The following is a 15,227-nucleotide window of genomic DNA, read 5'->3' as shown; positions in this document are numbered from 1 at the left end:
GGATGTTGCTTGATGCGGGTTTCGATTTCCCGGGTGTGGTGGGGTTGACCGGTGGTGAGGAGTTGCCGGTGGGGTTGGGTCGGGAGTTGCGGTCGAGGGTGTCGCGGTTGGTGAATGTGTACGGGCCGACGGAGACGACGATCTGGTCGACGTTGGCGGAGGTGCCGGTGGGTGTGGGGTCGGTGTCGTTGGGTGCGCCGATCGGTAACACGCAGGTGTATGTGGTGGATCGGGGGTTGCGGCCGGTGCCGGTTGGGGTGCCGGGTGAGTTGGTTGTTGGTGGGGCGGGTGTGGCGTGGGGGTATGTGGGGCGGGCGGGTTTGACGGCTGGTCGGTTCGTTCCTGATCCGTACGGGGCGCCGGGTGGGCGGTTGTATCGGACGGGGGACCGGGTCCGGTGGCTGCGGGGTGGGGGACTGGAGTTCCTCGGCCGGGTGGATCATCAGGTGAAGGTGCGGGGGTACCGGATCGAGTTGGGTGAGGTCGAGGCCCGTCTCGTGGGGCATCCGTTGGTGGGTCAGGCGGCGGTGGTGGTGGCGGGCAAGGGTGAGGACGCCCGCCTGGTCGGTTACGTGTCACCTGCGGCGTCGTCGGGCGAGGTGCCTTCGGGGCGGCAGTTGCGGTCGTATCTGGCGGAGGCATTGCCGGGGTACATGGTTCCGGGGCAGGTGATGGTGTTGGACGCGTTGCCGTTGAACACCGCCGGCAAGATCGACCGCCGCAACCTCCCCACCGAACTCCCCGACTCCGACGCCCGCGAGCACGTCCCACCCTCCACCGAAGTCGAGGAACTGGTGGCGGCCACCTGGGGTGAGGTGCTCGGACGGGAACGGGTCGGGGCGCTGGACGACTTCTTCGACCTCGGCGGCCACTCCCTGCTCGCCACCCGAGCCGTCGCCCGACTCGGCGCCGCACTCGAAATGGAAATACCGATCCGGACACTGTTCGTCCACTCCACCGTCGAAGCCTTCGCGGCCGTGCTCGAGGAACTCCTCGTCACCGACCTCGAACAGCTCTCCGACGACGAGGTCGTCCGGCTGCTCGACGGGGACGTGAACCCGTGACCGACCTCGAGAACCAGGTGGACAGCGACTCCGCGCCGATGCTGGCGCCGGCCGCGCGGGCGCGTACGGAGCGGCTGTCGGAGCAACGTCGGGCCCTGCTCGCCCAGCGGCTACGCAAGGGAGCCGGGGCGGCGGTACGGGCACCGGAGATCCCGCGACTGCCGGACGGTGTGGAGCCGCCCATCTCGTTCGGCCAGGAACGCCTCTGGTTCATGGAGCAGCTCGAACCCGGCACGGACGCGTACGTGATGCGCGGCGCGGTACGGCTGCGCGGACGGCTGCACCTCGACGCCCTCCGTAGTGCGCTGGAAGACGTCGTCGGGCGCCACGACACGCTCCGTACCCGGTTCCCGGTGGACGAGAGCGGGCGGGTGTCGGCTGTCGTGGTCGAACGCGTGGAGGTGCCGTTCCGCGTCGTACCGGTGGACCCGGAGGCAGGCGCGGACCCGCTCGACCAGGCGCAGACCCTGACCACCCGCGACTGCGGACCGTTCGACCTGACCGTGGCGCCGCTGCTGCGGGCGATGGTGGTGCAACTCGACCCGGACGACCACGTGGTGCACGTCGCGATGCACCACATCGTCGGCGACGGGTGGTCCTGGCCGGTGTTCTTCGCCGACTGGGCCGCGCTCTACGCCGCCCGGCTCGACCAGGCGCCGGCCCCCGCACCCATGCCGATCCAGTACGGCGACTACGCGGCCTGGCAGCGGGAACGGCTCGCCGGCCCGGCGGCGGAACGCGACCTGGCGTACTGGCGGCAGGCGCTGCACGGTGTGCCGCCGCTGGACCTGCCCGTCGACCGTCCCCGCCCGGCGCAGCCGGGGTGGCGCGGCGACGGTCACCAGGTCCGGTTCCCGGACGACCTGGTCGAGGGGCTCAGGTCGCTCGGCCGCGAACACGGCGCGACCCTGTTCATGACGTTGCTCGCCGGACTGCACGTGCTCCTGCACCGGTTGAGCGGGCAGCGGGACTTCGCCGTCGGTTCACCGGTCGCCGGCCGGGTCCGCCCCGAACTGGAGCGGCTGGTCGGGCCGTTCGTCAACATGCTGCCGCTACGGGCCGATCTCCGTACCGAGCTGACGTTCGCGCAGCTCCTGGCCCAGACACGGGACCGGGTCCTGGAGGCGCTGAGCCACCAGGAGCTGCCGTTCGAACGGCTCGTGCAGGACCTGAACGTCGAACGGGACACCAGCCGGTCGCCGATCTTCCAGGTGCTCTTCGGTATGCACAACACCGGCGGGTCGGCGGGGGAGTGGCCCGACGGACTGGAACGGCTCCCGTTCGGTAGTCCGGTCACCACGACGAAGCATGACCTGTCGCTGTACGTGGACGAGCATCCCGACGGCGTACGCGGATCCTTCGGTTACCGCAGTGAACTGTTCGACGCCGACACCGTCGCCCGGTTCGCCGAACACTACCGCCGGCTGCTCGCCGCGGCGGTCGCCCGGCCGGACACACCCCTGGCCGACCTGGACCTGATGACGGAGGCGGAACGGTCGGCCGTACTCGGTCTGGGAACCGGAGCGCCCGCACCGCAACCGGCCGACGGGACCCTCGCGGACGTGATCGCGCCGCACGTCCTCGCGACCCCGGACGCACCCGCGATCGTCCACGACGGTGTGGCCACCAGTTACCGCGACCTCGATGCCGGGGCGAACCGGATGGCGGCCTGGCTGCGCGGTCACGGCGTGACCCGGGGATCGCTGGTCGGGGTCTGCCTGGAGCAGTCGGCCGAACTGGCGATGGCGTTGCTTGGCGTGCTGCGGGCCGGCGCCGCGTACGTACCGCTGGATCCGGAACAGCCCCCGGCCCGGCTGGGCACGATCATGGCCGACGCCCGACCGGCGCTGGTGCTGACCACGTCCGACCTGGCGGACCGGTTCGAGTCCGTCGCCACCGTCCGGTTGGACGAGGTACGCGACGAGATCGCCGGGCACAGTCCGCTCGCGCCGGAACCGGTCGCGGCGCCGGACGACCTCGCCTACGTCATCTTCACGTCGGGTTCGACCGGGCGGCCGAAGGGCGTGGCGGTGGCCCACCGGCAGGTGCGCAACTACCTCGACGGGGTCACCGCGCAGATCGGGGTGGTGCCGGCGGCCCGCTGGGCGCTGCTCCAGTCGCTGTCCTTCGACTTCGCGGTCACCGTCTTCTACCTCGGCCTGGCCAGCGGCGGCGCGGTGCACCTGGTGCCCCGTCGGTGCACCGGCGACGAACTCGCCGACTACCTGCGCGAACAGCGCATCGACTACCTCAAGATGACGCCCTCGCACCTCGCCGCGTTGGCGGTCGAGGTCCCGTCCGAGCGGCTGGTGCCGGCGAAGGCGCTGCTCCTCGGCGGGGAGGCGTCCCGGCTGGACTGGGCCGCCGGCCTGGCCGCCGGTCCGGCTGCGGTGATCAACCACTACGGCCCGACCGAGGCGACCGTCGGTGTCACCACCTACCGGGTCGAGGCGTCCGACACCGGCACCGGCACCACACCGATCGGCAAGCCGCTGCCGCACGCCCGGGTGTACGTGCTCGACGAACGGATGCGGCCGGTGCCGGTCGGCGTGCCGGGCGAGCTGTACCTCGGCGGGGACCGGCTGGCCCGGGGCTACCTCGGGCAGCCGGGTCTGACCGCGGAGCGGTTCCGGCCCGATCCGTACGCGACCGAGCCCGGTGCGCGGATGTACGGCACCGGCGACCTGGCCCGGTGGCGTCCGGACGGGCAGTTGGAGTTCATCGGCCGGCGCGACGGGCAGGTCAAGCTGCGCGGCTACCGGGTCGAGTTGGGCGAGGTCGAGGCGGCGCTGGTCGACTGCCCGGGGGTGAGCGCGGCGGTCGCGATGCTGCGCGGTGACCGGCTGGTCGGCTACCTGCAACGCGAGGCCGCCGACGACGGCTCGGCCCCGACCGACCCGGATCCGGGTACGCTGCGCCGGCTGCTCGCCGGCACCCTGCCCGAGTACATGATCCCGAACCAGTTCGTCTGGCTGGACCGGCTGCCGTTGCAGGACCACGGCAAGGTCGACCGGCGGGCGCTACCCGAACCGGTGGCCGCGACCGCCGCCTCCGGTCTCGAACACGTCCCGCCGGACGGGCCGGTCGAGACCGCCATCGCCCAGGTGTGGCAGGAGGTGCTGGAGGTCGAGCGGGTCGGCGCGCTGGACGACTTCTTCGACCTCGGCGGGCACTCGCTGCTCGCCACCCAGGTGGTGGCCCGGCTGCGTCGTACGCTCACCACCGAGCGGCCAATCAGCGTGATGGACCTGTTCCGGTGCCGTACGGTGCGCGAACTCGCCCTGCTCGCCACCGGTGAATCCGGGCAACCGGCCGACCGGTTGCTGCACGAGCTGAGCCGACCCCCGAGCGGGACCCGGAAACGCTCGTACGTCTGCGTCCCGTACGGCGGCGCGAACGCGGTCGTGTACCAGCCGCTGGCCGACGCCCTCCCGGACGGCCACAGCCTGTACGCGGTCGCCGTACCCGGACACGACATCGGACTGGCCGAGGAGATCGAGCCGATCGAGGTGACCGCACAGCGGCTCACCGAGGAGATCCTGAACACGATCACCGGACCCCTGGTCGTGTACGGACACTGCGGCCCCGGTGGGGCGCTCGCGGTGGAGGTCGCCCGCCGGCTGGAAGAGGCCGGCCGGGAGCTGGACGCGCTCTACCTCGGCGGGATCTTCCCCTTCGCCCGACCGGTCGGTGGGGTGCTCGGCCGGCTCACCCGGCTCCGCCTCGGCGAACGGCTGCGCGGCGACCGGGTCTACGCCAACTGGCTCCAGGGCATGGGGGCCGACCTCGGCGCGCTCGACGCCGAGCAGCAGCGGTTCCTGATCCGGGCGATGCGCCACGACGGCGAGGCCGCCGAGAACTACTTCACCGAGCTGCTGCACCAGCACGCCACCCCGCTGCGTACCCCGATCATCAGCATCGTCGGCGACCGCGACCCCGGTACGGAGTACCACCAGGAGCGGTACCGGGAATGGCACTTCCTCAGCGACACCACCGCCCTGGTGGTGCTGCAGGAGGCCGGGCACTATTTCGCCAAGTTCCGTGCCGACGAGGTCGCCGACATCATCACCGCCGTCGACCGGGAACTCGAACAGCCCGTTCCCGCGTACAACCCGGACCTGTCGTGGCAGGTCACCGCGGTCTCCCGGGACGACGAGCCGGTGGCTGCGGCGACGACGAAGCAGCCGGGGATGGGCCGCTTCCTCACCGTCGCCGCCGGGCAGCTCATCTCCGGGATCGGGTCGGCGCTGACCACCTTCGCGGTGCCGCTCTGGACCTACCTCGAGACCGGGTCCCTGATCCGGTTCGCGCTGTTCGCGGTGCTGGGTCAGGTGCCGGGCATCCTGGCCGCCCCGGTCGCCGGGGCGATCATCGACCGCAGTGACCGTCGCCGGGCGATGCTCGCCGGTGACTTCGCCGCGCTGACCGCCATCGCCTCGTTCGCCGCCCTCTACTGGACCGACCAGCTCCAACCGTGGCACATCTACACCTTCGTCGGGTGGCTGTCGGTCGCGTTGACCTTCCAACGGTTGGCGTACATGTCCGCGGTGCCGCAGCTCGTACCCAAGCGCTATCTCGGCCACGCCAACGGGATGGTCCAACTCGGCGGCGGTGTCGCGCAGTTCCTCGTACCGCTGGTCGCGGTCGGCCTGATCGCCACCATCGGTCTGGGCGGCATCCTCCTGATCGACCTGGGTAGCTACCTGTTCGCGATCACGGTGCTGGTGCTGGTCAAGTTCCCCCGCGCGATGGCCCGCCGTCGCCGGGAGAGCCTGCTCGCCGAGATCACCGGCGGCCTGCGGTACACCGTGCAGCACCGCAGCTTCCGGGCGATGGTGCTCTTCTTCGCCGCGTTCAACCTCTTCCTCGCACCGCTGTTCCTGCTGCTCTCCCCGCTGGTCCTGGCGTTCGCCCCGCTGGAGTCGGTGGCGCAGGTGTCGCTGGCGGGCGGGGTCGGCGCGGTCGTCGGTGGTCTGATCATGACCGCCTGGGGTGGCCCCCGGCACCGGCGGATGCGCGGCATGCTGCTGCTCACGTTCGCGTTCGCCGCCGGTGGCCTGATAACCGGGCTGCGTCCCAGCGTCGCGGTTGTCGCCGCCGGCGCACTCGGGATGTCGCTGTCGCTGTCGGTCATCAACGGGATCTGGCTGACCATCATCCAGACCAAGGTCCCGCAGCGACTGCACGCCCGGGTCATCGCCCTGAACATGGTCATCGCCCTGTCGACCATGCCGCTCGGTCAGGCGGTCATCGCCCCGCTGCTGGTGCCGCGCTTCGAGCCGCTGCTACTGCCCGGTGGTTCGCTCGCCGACACCGTCGGGCAGGTCCTCGGTGTCGGGCCGGGGCGGGGCACCGGCCTGCTCTACATCCTGCTCGCCGTCTGCATCGCCGTGGTGGTCGCGGTGTCGCTGCGGGTGCGTACCCTGGCCCGGTTCGACGACGACGTACCCGACGCGCCGCCGGACGACCTCGTCGGGCTGAGCACCTGGACCGCCCGCGTGCAGTCCCGTACGGCCGCCGGCTCCCACCAGGGCAGCGGGAGCGGCGGCTGACGGGTCACCAGTCGAGGGGCCTGGTGGCGAGCGTTGCGTCGTACCAGGCCCGGATGGCCTCGAAGGTCTCCGGTGGCAGCGGCGTGCCGGCGGCGGCGATGCTGCTGTGCAACTGGGCCAGGGACTTGGTGCCGGGGATGACGGTCGACACCGCGTCGTAGCCGAGCAGGAACCGCAGCGCGCCGTCGAGCAGGCTCACCCCGTCGGGCAGCAGCGCCCGGAACTCGTCCACCAGCCCCGCGCGCAGCGCCACGTCGGCGCGGGTCCAGCGCTCGCGTACGTCGGTGAAGACGCTGTCCGCGTGGTACCTGCCGGAGAGCCAGCCGGACTCCAGCGGCACCTTGACCAGGGTCCCGACACCCCGGTCGCGGGCCCGCCCCATCGCCTGCCACGGTTCCTGGTAGAGGGCGGACATCCGCACCTCCAGGGCGTTCGAGGCGCTGGTGGTCAACACGGTGTCGACATCCGCACCCCAGTCGACCGACGCCCCGTACGCCCGGATCGTGCCCTTGTCCTTGAGCTGTTGCAGGACCCGGTAGTGGTCGCACCGGCTGCCGTCGATGATCTCCTTCGGTGGGCTGTGCAGTACGACGATGTCGACGTGGTCGACGTTCATCCGGCGGGCGCTGCCCTCGATCGACGCCTCGATGGCGTCCGGCGCCCAGTTCGGGCTGCCGTCGGGGTGGTAGCCGACCTTGGTGCAGATCAGCACCTCGTCGCGGCGTCGACCGGTCAGCGCCCGCCCGATGTTCGACTCGCTGCGCCCGTCGGCGTAACCGGGCGCGGTGTCGATGAGGTTGACACCCGCGTCGAGCGCGGCGTGCACGATCCGGACGGCCTCCGCCGGCTCGGGGCCGTCGGGCCACTGGGCCGAGCGCCCGAGCTGCCACGCGCCGAGCCCGATGGCGCTGACCCGCAGGCCGGTGGTGCCGAAATCCCTGATCTGCATGCCGATGTCCCCCCTGGTCGACCGCCGGATGGCGGTGCTGCCAGCGTATCGACGGACGCTGTCGTCCGCCGTCCCGGTTGGGTCCGTCCCGTTACAGACTGATCAACAGATGGGCACCTTTGGTTGACAGCGGATCATGACTCAACGAAGATCTACTTCGTGCGGAGCGTCTACCTGACTAAGCGGGGTCACATCGACCTCCTGCGTGTCGCCAGCGCCGCCTGTCGACGCTCAATCTGACGCCGGGCTCCCCCTTCCCCGCCCGCTGCCGACGTTCTCCCCAATCCCCGTGGGTCTCCGGCCCTGCGGTGACGTCTGCCCGCGTGCACTGTCCTCTCTCGACAGGAGATCTGTCTTTCATGGTCAGGAAACTCTCGAGGATCGCCGCGGCAACGGTTGCCGCGTCGCTCGTCGGCACGATCGCCTGGGCCGGGCCGGTGAACGCGTCCGCGTTGCCGTCCGTGCCTCCGTCCGGGATCGACTTCTGGGGCATCACGGGCTTCCCCGTACAGAACGTGCTGCCTGTCTGGGCTGACAACCCGAACGACGCCTCGATCCCGATCGGGGTCACCCCGTACGACGAGATCGCCCCGAAGCTCAACGCCCTCCAGGCCGCCAGCAACCGGGTGTCCGCCCGGGTCGCCGGCAAGTCCTCCGGCGGCTATGACCTGTACGCGGTGACGGTGACCGCGCCCGAGACCCAGGACGAGGCGCGGCGCCAGGAAAACTGGCGGCGGCTGATCGAGAACGAGCCGGCGACGGCGCAGCACGACCGGCGTCTCATCGAGGGCTACAAGACCCCCCTGTTCGTCAACGCGAACATCCACGGCAACGAGTGGGAGGGCACCGACGCGGCCCTGCGGGTGATCGAGGAGTTCGCGACCAGCACCGATCCCCAGGTCGCGCAGCTTCTGAAGCGCAACCGGCTCGTCTTCAACGTCACCTCCAACCCGGACGGTCGGGTGGCCGGAACCCGGCAGAACGCGGCCGGTTACGACCTGAACCGCGACCTGACCATCGTGTCGCAGCCCGAGACCAACCTGATCCGTGAGCTGATCGTCGACACCAAGCCGATCATCACGCTCGACCTGCACGGATACGTCAACCCGACGCTGCTGCACCCGAGCACCCCGCCGCACAACGTCAACAACGAGTACGACCTCTACATCAAGCACGGCCTGCCGAACGCGCTCGCGATCGAGCAGGGACTGAAGGCGCTGGGCTACCCCGAGACGCAGCAGGCGCGGATCCCGTTCCGGGACGACGAGCCCGGCGTGTGGGACGACTTCCCGCCGATCTACGTACCGTCCTTCGCGATGCTGCAGAGCAGCATCCCGTACACGATCGAGGCACCGCTCAACCCGCGCGGCAACCTCACCCCGGCGGAGAAGCTGCGCCGGTCGGGCATCAACACCGACGTGCACGAGGTGGCGATCAAGACCTCGCTGCAGTACATCCAGGACCACCGGACCGAGGTGCTGTTCGACCAGGCCGAGGTGTACCGCCGTGGTGCGGCCGGTGAGCCGCTGCGGGACATCCCGGACGGGTACGTTCCGGGCTGGGGTCCGGAGGACAACTACAACACGGTCTTCCCGCGCTCGTACGTCATCCCGGCCGGCTCCGGTCAGCACTCCGCGCCGGCCGCGGCCCGTCTCGTCGACCTGCTCATCGGCAGCGGCGGCCGGGTGTGGCGGGCGAAGAGCAACTTCACCGCCAACGGCAAGTCCTACCCCGCCGGCTCGTACGTGATCGACATGCACCAGCCCAAGCGTGGCCTGGTCAACTCCCTGCTCGAACCCGGTGTCGACATCACCGACCGGGTGGACGACCTCTACGCCGGACCGGCCGCCTGGAGCCAGGGGCTGACCTGGGGCGCGACGGTCGACACCCTGTGGGACCAGTTGCCGGGCGTGGGCCTGGAGCGGGCCTACGACGGCAAGGCCGAGAGTTCGGTGCCGGGCGGTACGCCCGACCTGCGGCTGAACATCCAGGACGCGGCCGACCTGCTCGCGGTCAACGCGTTGCTGGACCAGGGGGTCGCGGTCTACCGGCTCGCCGACGGGTCGGTTGTCATCCCGCACACGACCACCAACCGGCGGCTCGCCGCCGCCGAGTCCCGTAAGCACGACGTCGCCTTCGAAGCCGCTCCGGCGGGTTGGCAGGGGACCCTGCTGGACAAGGTCGTCGTCGGTTACCTGGGTACGGTCGAGGAGCGCGACACCCTGCGCGACATCGGCTTCGAGGCGCGTACGATCACCGCCGCGACCCTGGCCACCACGCTGACCGCCGACGTCGACGTACTGCTCGTCGGTGCCAACCTCAACCTGGCGAACCTGACGGCGGAGAACCGTGCCGCGCTCGACGCCTTCCTTGCCCGGGGCGGTGGTGTCGTCGGTCTGGACACCGCCGGGGCGAGCTTCAGCAACGCCGCCGCGCTGCTGAGCGTCACTGCCACCGCGGGTGCCTCCCTGGCCAGTGGTGTGGTCAACATCGTGAACAGCCAGGGCCCGGTCACCTCCGGTGCGATCCCGCACTCGTTCATCAACCAGCCGGTCTGGTTCACCAACCTCGGTGCCGGCGTCACGGTGGAGCAGTCCTACACCGCCGACCCGCTGCTGTCCGGCTGGTGGGCGGCGAACGCGGCCGGCACCAACGGTCCGACTGCCGCGGCCAACCAGGCCAGCATCGTCCGGGGCGTGACGGCCGCGGGCAACGGTGTCGTGCTCTTCGGTACGGACCCGACCTACCGCACCCACCCCAAGGGGCTGCAACCGCAGCTCGGCCGGGCCGTGCTCTGGGCAGCCCAGCGGTAGTTCCGACGGTGCTCCGCTGAGCGGGTGACACAGGAGGGCCCGGATGCCGGTGAGCATCCGGGCCCTCCTCGTCGTACCGACCCCGGCCGGGGCCCCGGTTCACGCGGCGGCGCGGACGGCCGGGGCGTGCCAGTCGGGGATCTCCGCGCCGGCCGCGGTGAAGGTGGTGAAGTCGGTGGTGTCCCGGAACGCGGGCAGGGCGTAGAGGTCCCGCGCGTACGCCCACAGGTGCGGGTACTCGTGCAGGCCGGGGTTGATGGCACGGGTCGCGTTGGGGCCGACGTCGTAGCGCACCAGGGTCACCCAGAGCCGGATGTCCGCCTCGGTCACCGTCGGCCCGACCAGGTACCGCCGGGTGGCCAACCGTTCGTCGAGCACGGCGAAGGCGTCGAGCAGCGCGGTCCGGGCCCGTGCGCCGTCGGGGCCCGGCCGGGCGGCGGCACCGACGCCGTGGTTGACCACCGGGTTGAGCCACTCGTCGAGTTCCTCGATCTCGTCACGGTGGCGCTCCGGATAGGTGTCGACGAGCGGGGTGGCCAGGTGCCGGAAGCTGGTGGCGAAGTCGATTCCGATGGTCTTGAAGTTGTTGCTGACCACGCCGGCGGTGGCGCGGTCCCAGAGCGTCGGCACCGAGATGTGGCCGTCGAAGCCCTCCTCGGTGGCCTCGTAGGCCTGTCGTAGCAGGGTGAACCCGTTCACCGGGTCGGGTCCGTACCGTTCGCGGAAGGCCCAGCCCCGGCCGTCCCGGTGGTTGTCCACGTAGGAGACGGTGACGATGTCTCCCAGTCCGGCGAGGGCGCGGGTGATGGTCACTCGCTGCGACCACGGGCAGAACCACCCCGCGTAGAGGTGGTATCGGCCGGCTCGCGGGGTGAAGCCGGCGGGGCTGTTGTCGGTGAGGCGGGCCGAGAAGCGGTAGAGGGGTCGTGGGTCGTCGGGCCGGCGGACGATGCGGTACTCGCCGTAGGTGTCGGGATCGACGGGCGTGGCCAGCCGGCTGAAGGGTGACAGTCCGGGCATGGGATACCTCCGAGGAGTCGGAGCGTTGCAACCGGATCAAATCCTACTCACCAGATAGGTTTTACGGCCAGGGTCGAGCTGGTCGGCATCGGCGGCTCACGGTCGGCCCTCCGAGCCGAACGGCGCCCACGTGGAATACGGCAACTGGGTCTCGAACGGCAGGTAGGGCAGGACCGCCCGGTCGGCGTCGAGGTCGTAGCGGGGGTGGTAGCCCAGGTTGAGGTAGAGCGCCTCGGCCTCCGGCTGGCGCGGACCGGTGGTCAGCCAGATCCGGCGGTACCCCCGCCGAACCGCCTCGGCCTCCAACTCGCGCATCACCCGGCGGGCCAGTCCCTGGCGGCGGTGCCCCGAATGGGTCCACACGCGCTTGATCTCGGCGGTCTCCCGGTCGTACCGGCGGAACGCGCCGCCGGCCACCGCTGACCCGTCCGGCTGGAGCAGCAGCAGGAAGGCGCCGTGCGGGGGCGCGAACTCCGTCGCCGGGTAGCGGGACATCTCCTCGTTCGGGCCGTACCGGCTCCGGTACTCGTGGGTCAGTTCGTCGAGCAGCGGGCGGGCCGCAGGGTCGGTCGGGCTGGTGTAGCGGACGGTCAGTTCCCTTGACGCCATCGATCAGCTCCGGAGGCTGGACGGGACCGGTTCGGGCGCCGGTCCCGGCGGTGACACCGGGACCGGCGCGGTGGATCACTTCCGGGGCAGGCCGGGCGGGTTGATCTGGGCGGCGGGGATCGCCTCGCTGCCGAGGCCCCACCGGGACAGCACCCGGGCGTACGAGCCGTCCTTGATCACCGTATTGAGTGCGCCGTTGAGCGCCTCGACGAACCCGTTGCCCTTCTTGGTCATCGCCGCGATCTGGGCCGGCACCTCGCCGCCGCCGGGCACGATTCCGACGATCTTTGTCTTGCCGCTGACCGCGACGTGGTACGCCAGCGCCGGGTTCGGCCCGAAGTACGCGTCGATCCGCCCGGAGAGCAGGGCGAGCTGGTAGTCGGCCGGGTTCTGGTAGTAGGTGATGTTGACCGGGGCGAGGCCGGCGGCCTTGTTCTGCGCGTCCCAGCGCAGCAGCACCTGTTCCTGGTTGGTGCCCGAGCCGACCGACACGTTGAGTCCGGCGATGTCGGCCGGCTTCTCGATCTTGCTGACCTTGCCGTCCGCCTTCACTTCCCAGCCGAGCGAGTCGACCCGGTAGGTGGCGAAGTCGTAGATGTCCTTGCGTTCCTCGGTCACGGTGATGTTGGAGAAACCGACGTCGTTCTGCCCGGAGCGCACCACCAGGAACAGGTTCTCCCACGAGGTCGGCTGCAGGTCCAGTTCCAGCCCCAGCACGTCCGCCACCAACTGGGCGATGTCCGCCTCGACCCCGATCAGCGTACGGTCGTCGTCGGCGCGGAAGGCCAACGGAGGCGATCCCTCAGCGCTGATACCGACCCTGAGCTTGCCTCCCGCGCCGATCGTCGGCGGCACCTTGGCCGCGACGGCGTCGACCTTCTGCGCGCGGATCCGTTTCTGGTCCGGGCTGGTGTTGATGACCGCCGCCGCCGCCGAGCCGGACGGATCGGCCGCCAGCGCGGCGGGTTCGTCGTCGGGCGAGCCGCAGGCGGCCAGGGTCACCAGGGTGGTCAGGGCGAGCACGCTGGCCAGGTGTCGCGATAGCCGGTAACGCGGCATGCGGAACTCCTTCTCTGGGGTGTTCGGGGTGTCGGGAGTACCTGGGGTGGCGGGCGGTTCAGAGAACCTTCGCCAGAAACGACCGGGTCCGTTCGTGCTGCGGCCGGGTGAGCACCTCGTCCGGTGGGCCCTGCTCGACGATCACGCCGTCGTCCATGAACACGACCCGGTCGGCGACCTCGCGCGCGAAGCCGATCTCGTGCGTGACGACGATCATCGTGGTGCCCGCCCGGGCCAGGTCCTTCATCACCTCGAGCACCTCACCGACCAGCTCCGGGTCCAGTGCCGAGGTCGGTTCGTCGAAGAGCAGCACCTTCGGTTCCAGGGCGAGGGCGCGGGCGATCGCGACCCGTTGCTGCTGGCCGCCGGAGAGACGGCGCGGATAGGCGTCCGCCTTGTCCGCCAGGCCCACCCGGTCGAGCAGCCGGGAGGCGGCCTCCAGCACCTCTCGCCGGGGCCGACCCTGCGCCGACACGGGTGCCTCGGCCACGTTGTCCAGCACGGTCAGGTGCGGGAAGAGGTTGAAGTTCTGGAACACGAAACCGATGTGCGTACGCTGCCGCAGGATCTCGCGCTCCTTGAGCTCGCGCAGCCGGTTGCCGGTATGGCGGTAGCCGATCAGCTCCCCGTCGATGCGTACCGAGCCGCGGTTGACCTTCTCCAGGTGGTTGATGCTGCGCAGCAGGGTCGACTTGCCCGATCCGGACGGGCCGAGGATCACCACCACCTCGCCGGTACGCACGCTCAGGTCCACCCCGCGCAGCACCTCCAGCGGTCCGAAGCTCTTGTGGATGCCGCGCAGCTCCACCATGACCGCGCCGTCGGGGCTCATCGGGGCGCCGCCAGGTCGGCCGCGAGCTGGTCCCGTACCGTCTGCCGTTGTCGGCGGGCCGCCACCACCCGCCCGACCAGCCGGCTCACCCGCTGCAGAGGGGTCGGCGGCAGCGCCCGTACGGCACCGCGGGCGTAGTGCCGCTCGACGTAGTACTGCACTATCGACAGGACGGTGGTCAGCAGCAGGTACCAGATGGCGGCCACCAGGAGGAGCGCGATCACCCGTCCGTTGCGGGCGTAGATCACCTGGACCTGGTAGAAGAGTTCGGGGATGGCCATGATGTAGACCACCGAGGTGCCCTTGACCAGGCCGATGATCTCGTTTCCGGCGGTCGGGATGATGGTCCGCATCGCCTGCGGCAGCAGGATCCGGCGAATCTGTCGGGTGCGGGGGATACCGAGGGCCGCCGCCGCTTCGAGTTGCCCCTGGTCCACCGAGAGGAAGCCGGAGCGGACGATCTCCGCGCAGTAGGCCGCCTGGTGCAGGGCGAGTCCCAGGGTTGCGGCGGTCATCGGGCCGATCAGGTCCATGGTCCCGACGTCGAAGAACGACGGACCGAACGGAATCCCGAAGGAGATCCGGTCGTAGAGCAGAGCCAGGTTGAACCAGAACAGCAGTTGCAGGATCAGCGGCACCGACCGGAACAGCCAGACGTAACCCCAGGCCACCGCCTGGAGCAACGGGCTCGCCGAGAGTCTCATCAGGGCGATCACGGTGCCGAGCAGGAACCCGAGCACGATGCCGAGCACGGTCAGCCGCAGGGTGACGCCGACCGCCCGGAGCACGGTCTCGTAGAACAGGTACTGGCCGACGAAGTGCCACTCCCAGGCCGGGTTCGTGATCAGCGCGTTGGCAGCCATGGCCAGCAGTACCAGCGTCACGGCGGTCGCGGCCCAGCGCCAGGGATGGCGGGCCGGCACCACCTTCAGCGGTTCGTCGACGGGGCCGTCGGGTGCCCGTGCGGTGGATGCCAGGGCCGCCGGGGCGGGTGGCGGGGCGGTCATGGTGACCTCCAGGGATGGCCTGCGGGCGCGTGACCGGTGGGCGGTCCACGGGGCGGCGGGCGCCGGGTACGGCGGGAGGGAAGACGCGACGGTCCGGTGGATGGCTCAGTCGCGGTGGAGCCGAGCGCGGGAGGCTGTGTCGCCGCCACCGCTCAGCGCGGACACCGCCCGCCTGCGTATCGAACGAGATCGATCACGAGGCGGGCGGTCAGGAGGACCCCGGTGCGCCGCATGTACTGATATTGATCAGTGGAATAGGGCATGTCAACGGCAGTCCACATTGTGGTACGCGTTGTCTGTCTGAGTAGTCAACGAGAGTTGA

10 protein-coding genes and 1 pseudogene are annotated in these 15,227 nt (G+C 70.5%); 5 read left to right on the top strand and 6 right to left on the bottom strand.

The window, feature by feature from the left end; genetic code table 11:
* Positions 1 to 2: 2 nt before the first annotated feature.
* The 3 genes and pseudogenes from ACWEFB_RS29550 to ACWEFB_RS29540 all read left to right on the top strand — a co-directional run.
* Positions 3 to 245 (top strand): annotated as a pseudogene (locus ACWEFB_RS29550) (AMP-binding protein); the annotation flags it as partial.
* A gap of 126 nt (positions 246 to 371) precedes the next feature.
* On the top strand, positions 372 to 1,064 hold the full coding sequence (locus ACWEFB_RS29545; protein WP_452290654.1) for a phosphopantetheine-binding protein: 693 nt from the start codon (positions 372 to 374) through the stop codon (positions 1,062 to 1,064).
* Positions 1,061 to 6,616: a non-ribosomal peptide synthetase/MFS transporter gene (locus ACWEFB_RS29540; protein ID WP_452290649.1), complete on the top strand. Its 5,556-nt coding sequence runs from the start codon at positions 1,061 to 1,063 to the stop codon at positions 6,614 to 6,616. The genes ACWEFB_RS29545 and ACWEFB_RS29540 overlap by 4 nt, the downstream gene beginning before the upstream one ends.
* A 4-nt stretch (positions 6,617 to 6,620) precedes the next feature.
* Here ACWEFB_RS29540 and ACWEFB_RS29535 read toward each other — a convergent pair whose 3' ends face one another.
* Complete coding sequence (locus ACWEFB_RS29535) at positions 6,621 to 7,565, bottom strand: aldo/keto reductase (RefSeq protein WP_452290647.1); 945 nt, start codon at positions 7,563 to 7,565, stop codon at positions 6,621 to 6,623.
* Positions 7,566 to 7,724: 159 nt separating this feature from the next.
* Between ACWEFB_RS29535 and ACWEFB_RS29530 the strand changes: the two genes are divergently transcribed.
* Together ACWEFB_RS29530 and ACWEFB_RS29525 are read left to right on the top strand one after the other, a co-directional pair.
* Positions 7,725 to 7,805: a putative leader peptide gene (locus tag ACWEFB_RS29530; protein ID WP_357012022.1), complete on the top strand. Its 81-nt coding sequence runs from the start codon at positions 7,725 to 7,727 to the stop codon at positions 7,803 to 7,805.
* A 119-nt stretch (positions 7,806 to 7,924) separates the two neighbouring features.
* Positions 7,925 to 10,378, top strand: a complete 2,454-nt coding sequence (locus ACWEFB_RS29525; protein WP_452290645.1) for a M14 family zinc carboxypeptidase — start codon at positions 7,925 to 7,927, stop codon at positions 10,376 to 10,378.
* Between the two features lie 99 nt (positions 10,379 to 10,477).
* On the opposite strand, the gene ACWEFB_RS29520 is transcribed toward ACWEFB_RS29525, so the two are convergent.
* The 5 genes from ACWEFB_RS29520 to ACWEFB_RS29500 all read right to left on the bottom strand — a co-directional run bounded on the left by ACWEFB_RS29520 (position 10,478) and on the right by ACWEFB_RS29500 (position 14,905).
* Entirely contained in the window at positions 10,478 to 11,398 is a 921-nt protein-coding gene (locus ACWEFB_RS29520) for a glutathione S-transferase C-terminal domain-containing protein (protein ID WP_452290643.1), read from the bottom strand.
* 96 nt (positions 11,399 to 11,494) lie between these two features.
* On the bottom strand, positions 11,495 to 12,007 hold the full coding sequence (locus ACWEFB_RS29515; protein ID WP_326558145.1) for a GNAT family N-acetyltransferase: 513 nt from the start codon (positions 12,005 to 12,007) through the stop codon (positions 11,495 to 11,497).
* Positions 12,008 to 12,082: 75 nt separating this feature from the next.
* Positions 12,083 to 13,066, bottom strand: a complete 984-nt coding sequence (locus tag ACWEFB_RS29510) for an ABC transporter substrate-binding protein (RefSeq protein WP_452290641.1) — start codon at positions 13,064 to 13,066, stop codon at positions 12,083 to 12,085.
* 58 nt (positions 13,067 to 13,124) lie between these two features.
* A complete protein-coding gene (locus tag ACWEFB_RS29505; protein ID WP_452290639.1) occupies positions 13,125 to 13,898 on the bottom strand; it encodes an amino acid ABC transporter ATP-binding protein in 774 nt (257 codons plus the stop codon).
* On the bottom strand, positions 13,895 to 14,905 hold the full coding sequence (locus ACWEFB_RS29500) for an amino acid ABC transporter permease (RefSeq protein WP_452290637.1): 1,011 nt from the start codon (positions 14,903 to 14,905) through the stop codon (positions 13,895 to 13,897). The genes ACWEFB_RS29505 and ACWEFB_RS29500 overlap by 4 nt, the downstream gene beginning before the upstream one ends.
* Between the last annotated feature and the right edge of the window lie 322 nt (positions 14,906 to 15,227).

It is taken from the genome of Micromonospora sp. NPDC004704 (genome assembly GCF_053601675.1).
The sequence above is the reverse complement of the archived record's forward strand: the minus strand, read 5'-3'. Positions and strand labels throughout refer to the sequence as shown.

What these genes read in the sequence shown, in the direction of transcription:
- ACWEFB_RS29500 (WP_452290637.1), bottom strand. Translation starts at nt 14,905, where the DNA reads ATGACCGCCCCGCCACCCGCCCCGGCGGCCCTGGCATCCACCGCACGG.
- ACWEFB_RS29515 (WP_326558145.1), bottom strand. Translation starts at nt 12,007, where the DNA reads ATGGCGTCAAGGGAACTGACCGTCCGCTACACCAGCCCGACCGACCCT.
- ACWEFB_RS29510 (WP_452290641.1), bottom strand. Translation starts at nt 13,066, where the DNA reads ATGCCGCGTTACCGGCTATCGCGACACCTGGCCAGCGTGCTCGCCCTG.
- ACWEFB_RS29505 (WP_452290639.1), bottom strand. Translation starts at nt 13,898, where the DNA reads ATGAGCCCCGACGGCGCGGTCATGGTGGAGCTGCGCGGCATCCACAAG.
- ACWEFB_RS29520 (WP_452290643.1), bottom strand. Translation starts at nt 11,398, where the DNA reads ATGCCCGGACTGTCACCCTTCAGCCGGCTGGCCACGCCCGTCGATCCC.
- ACWEFB_RS29525 (WP_452290645.1), top strand. Translation starts at nt 7,925, where the DNA reads ATGGTCAGGAAACTCTCGAGGATCGCCGCGGCAACGGTTGCCGCGTCG.
- ACWEFB_RS29535 (WP_452290647.1), bottom strand. Translation starts at nt 7,565, where the DNA reads ATGCAGATCAGGGATTTCGGCACCACCGGCCTGCGGGTCAGCGCCATC.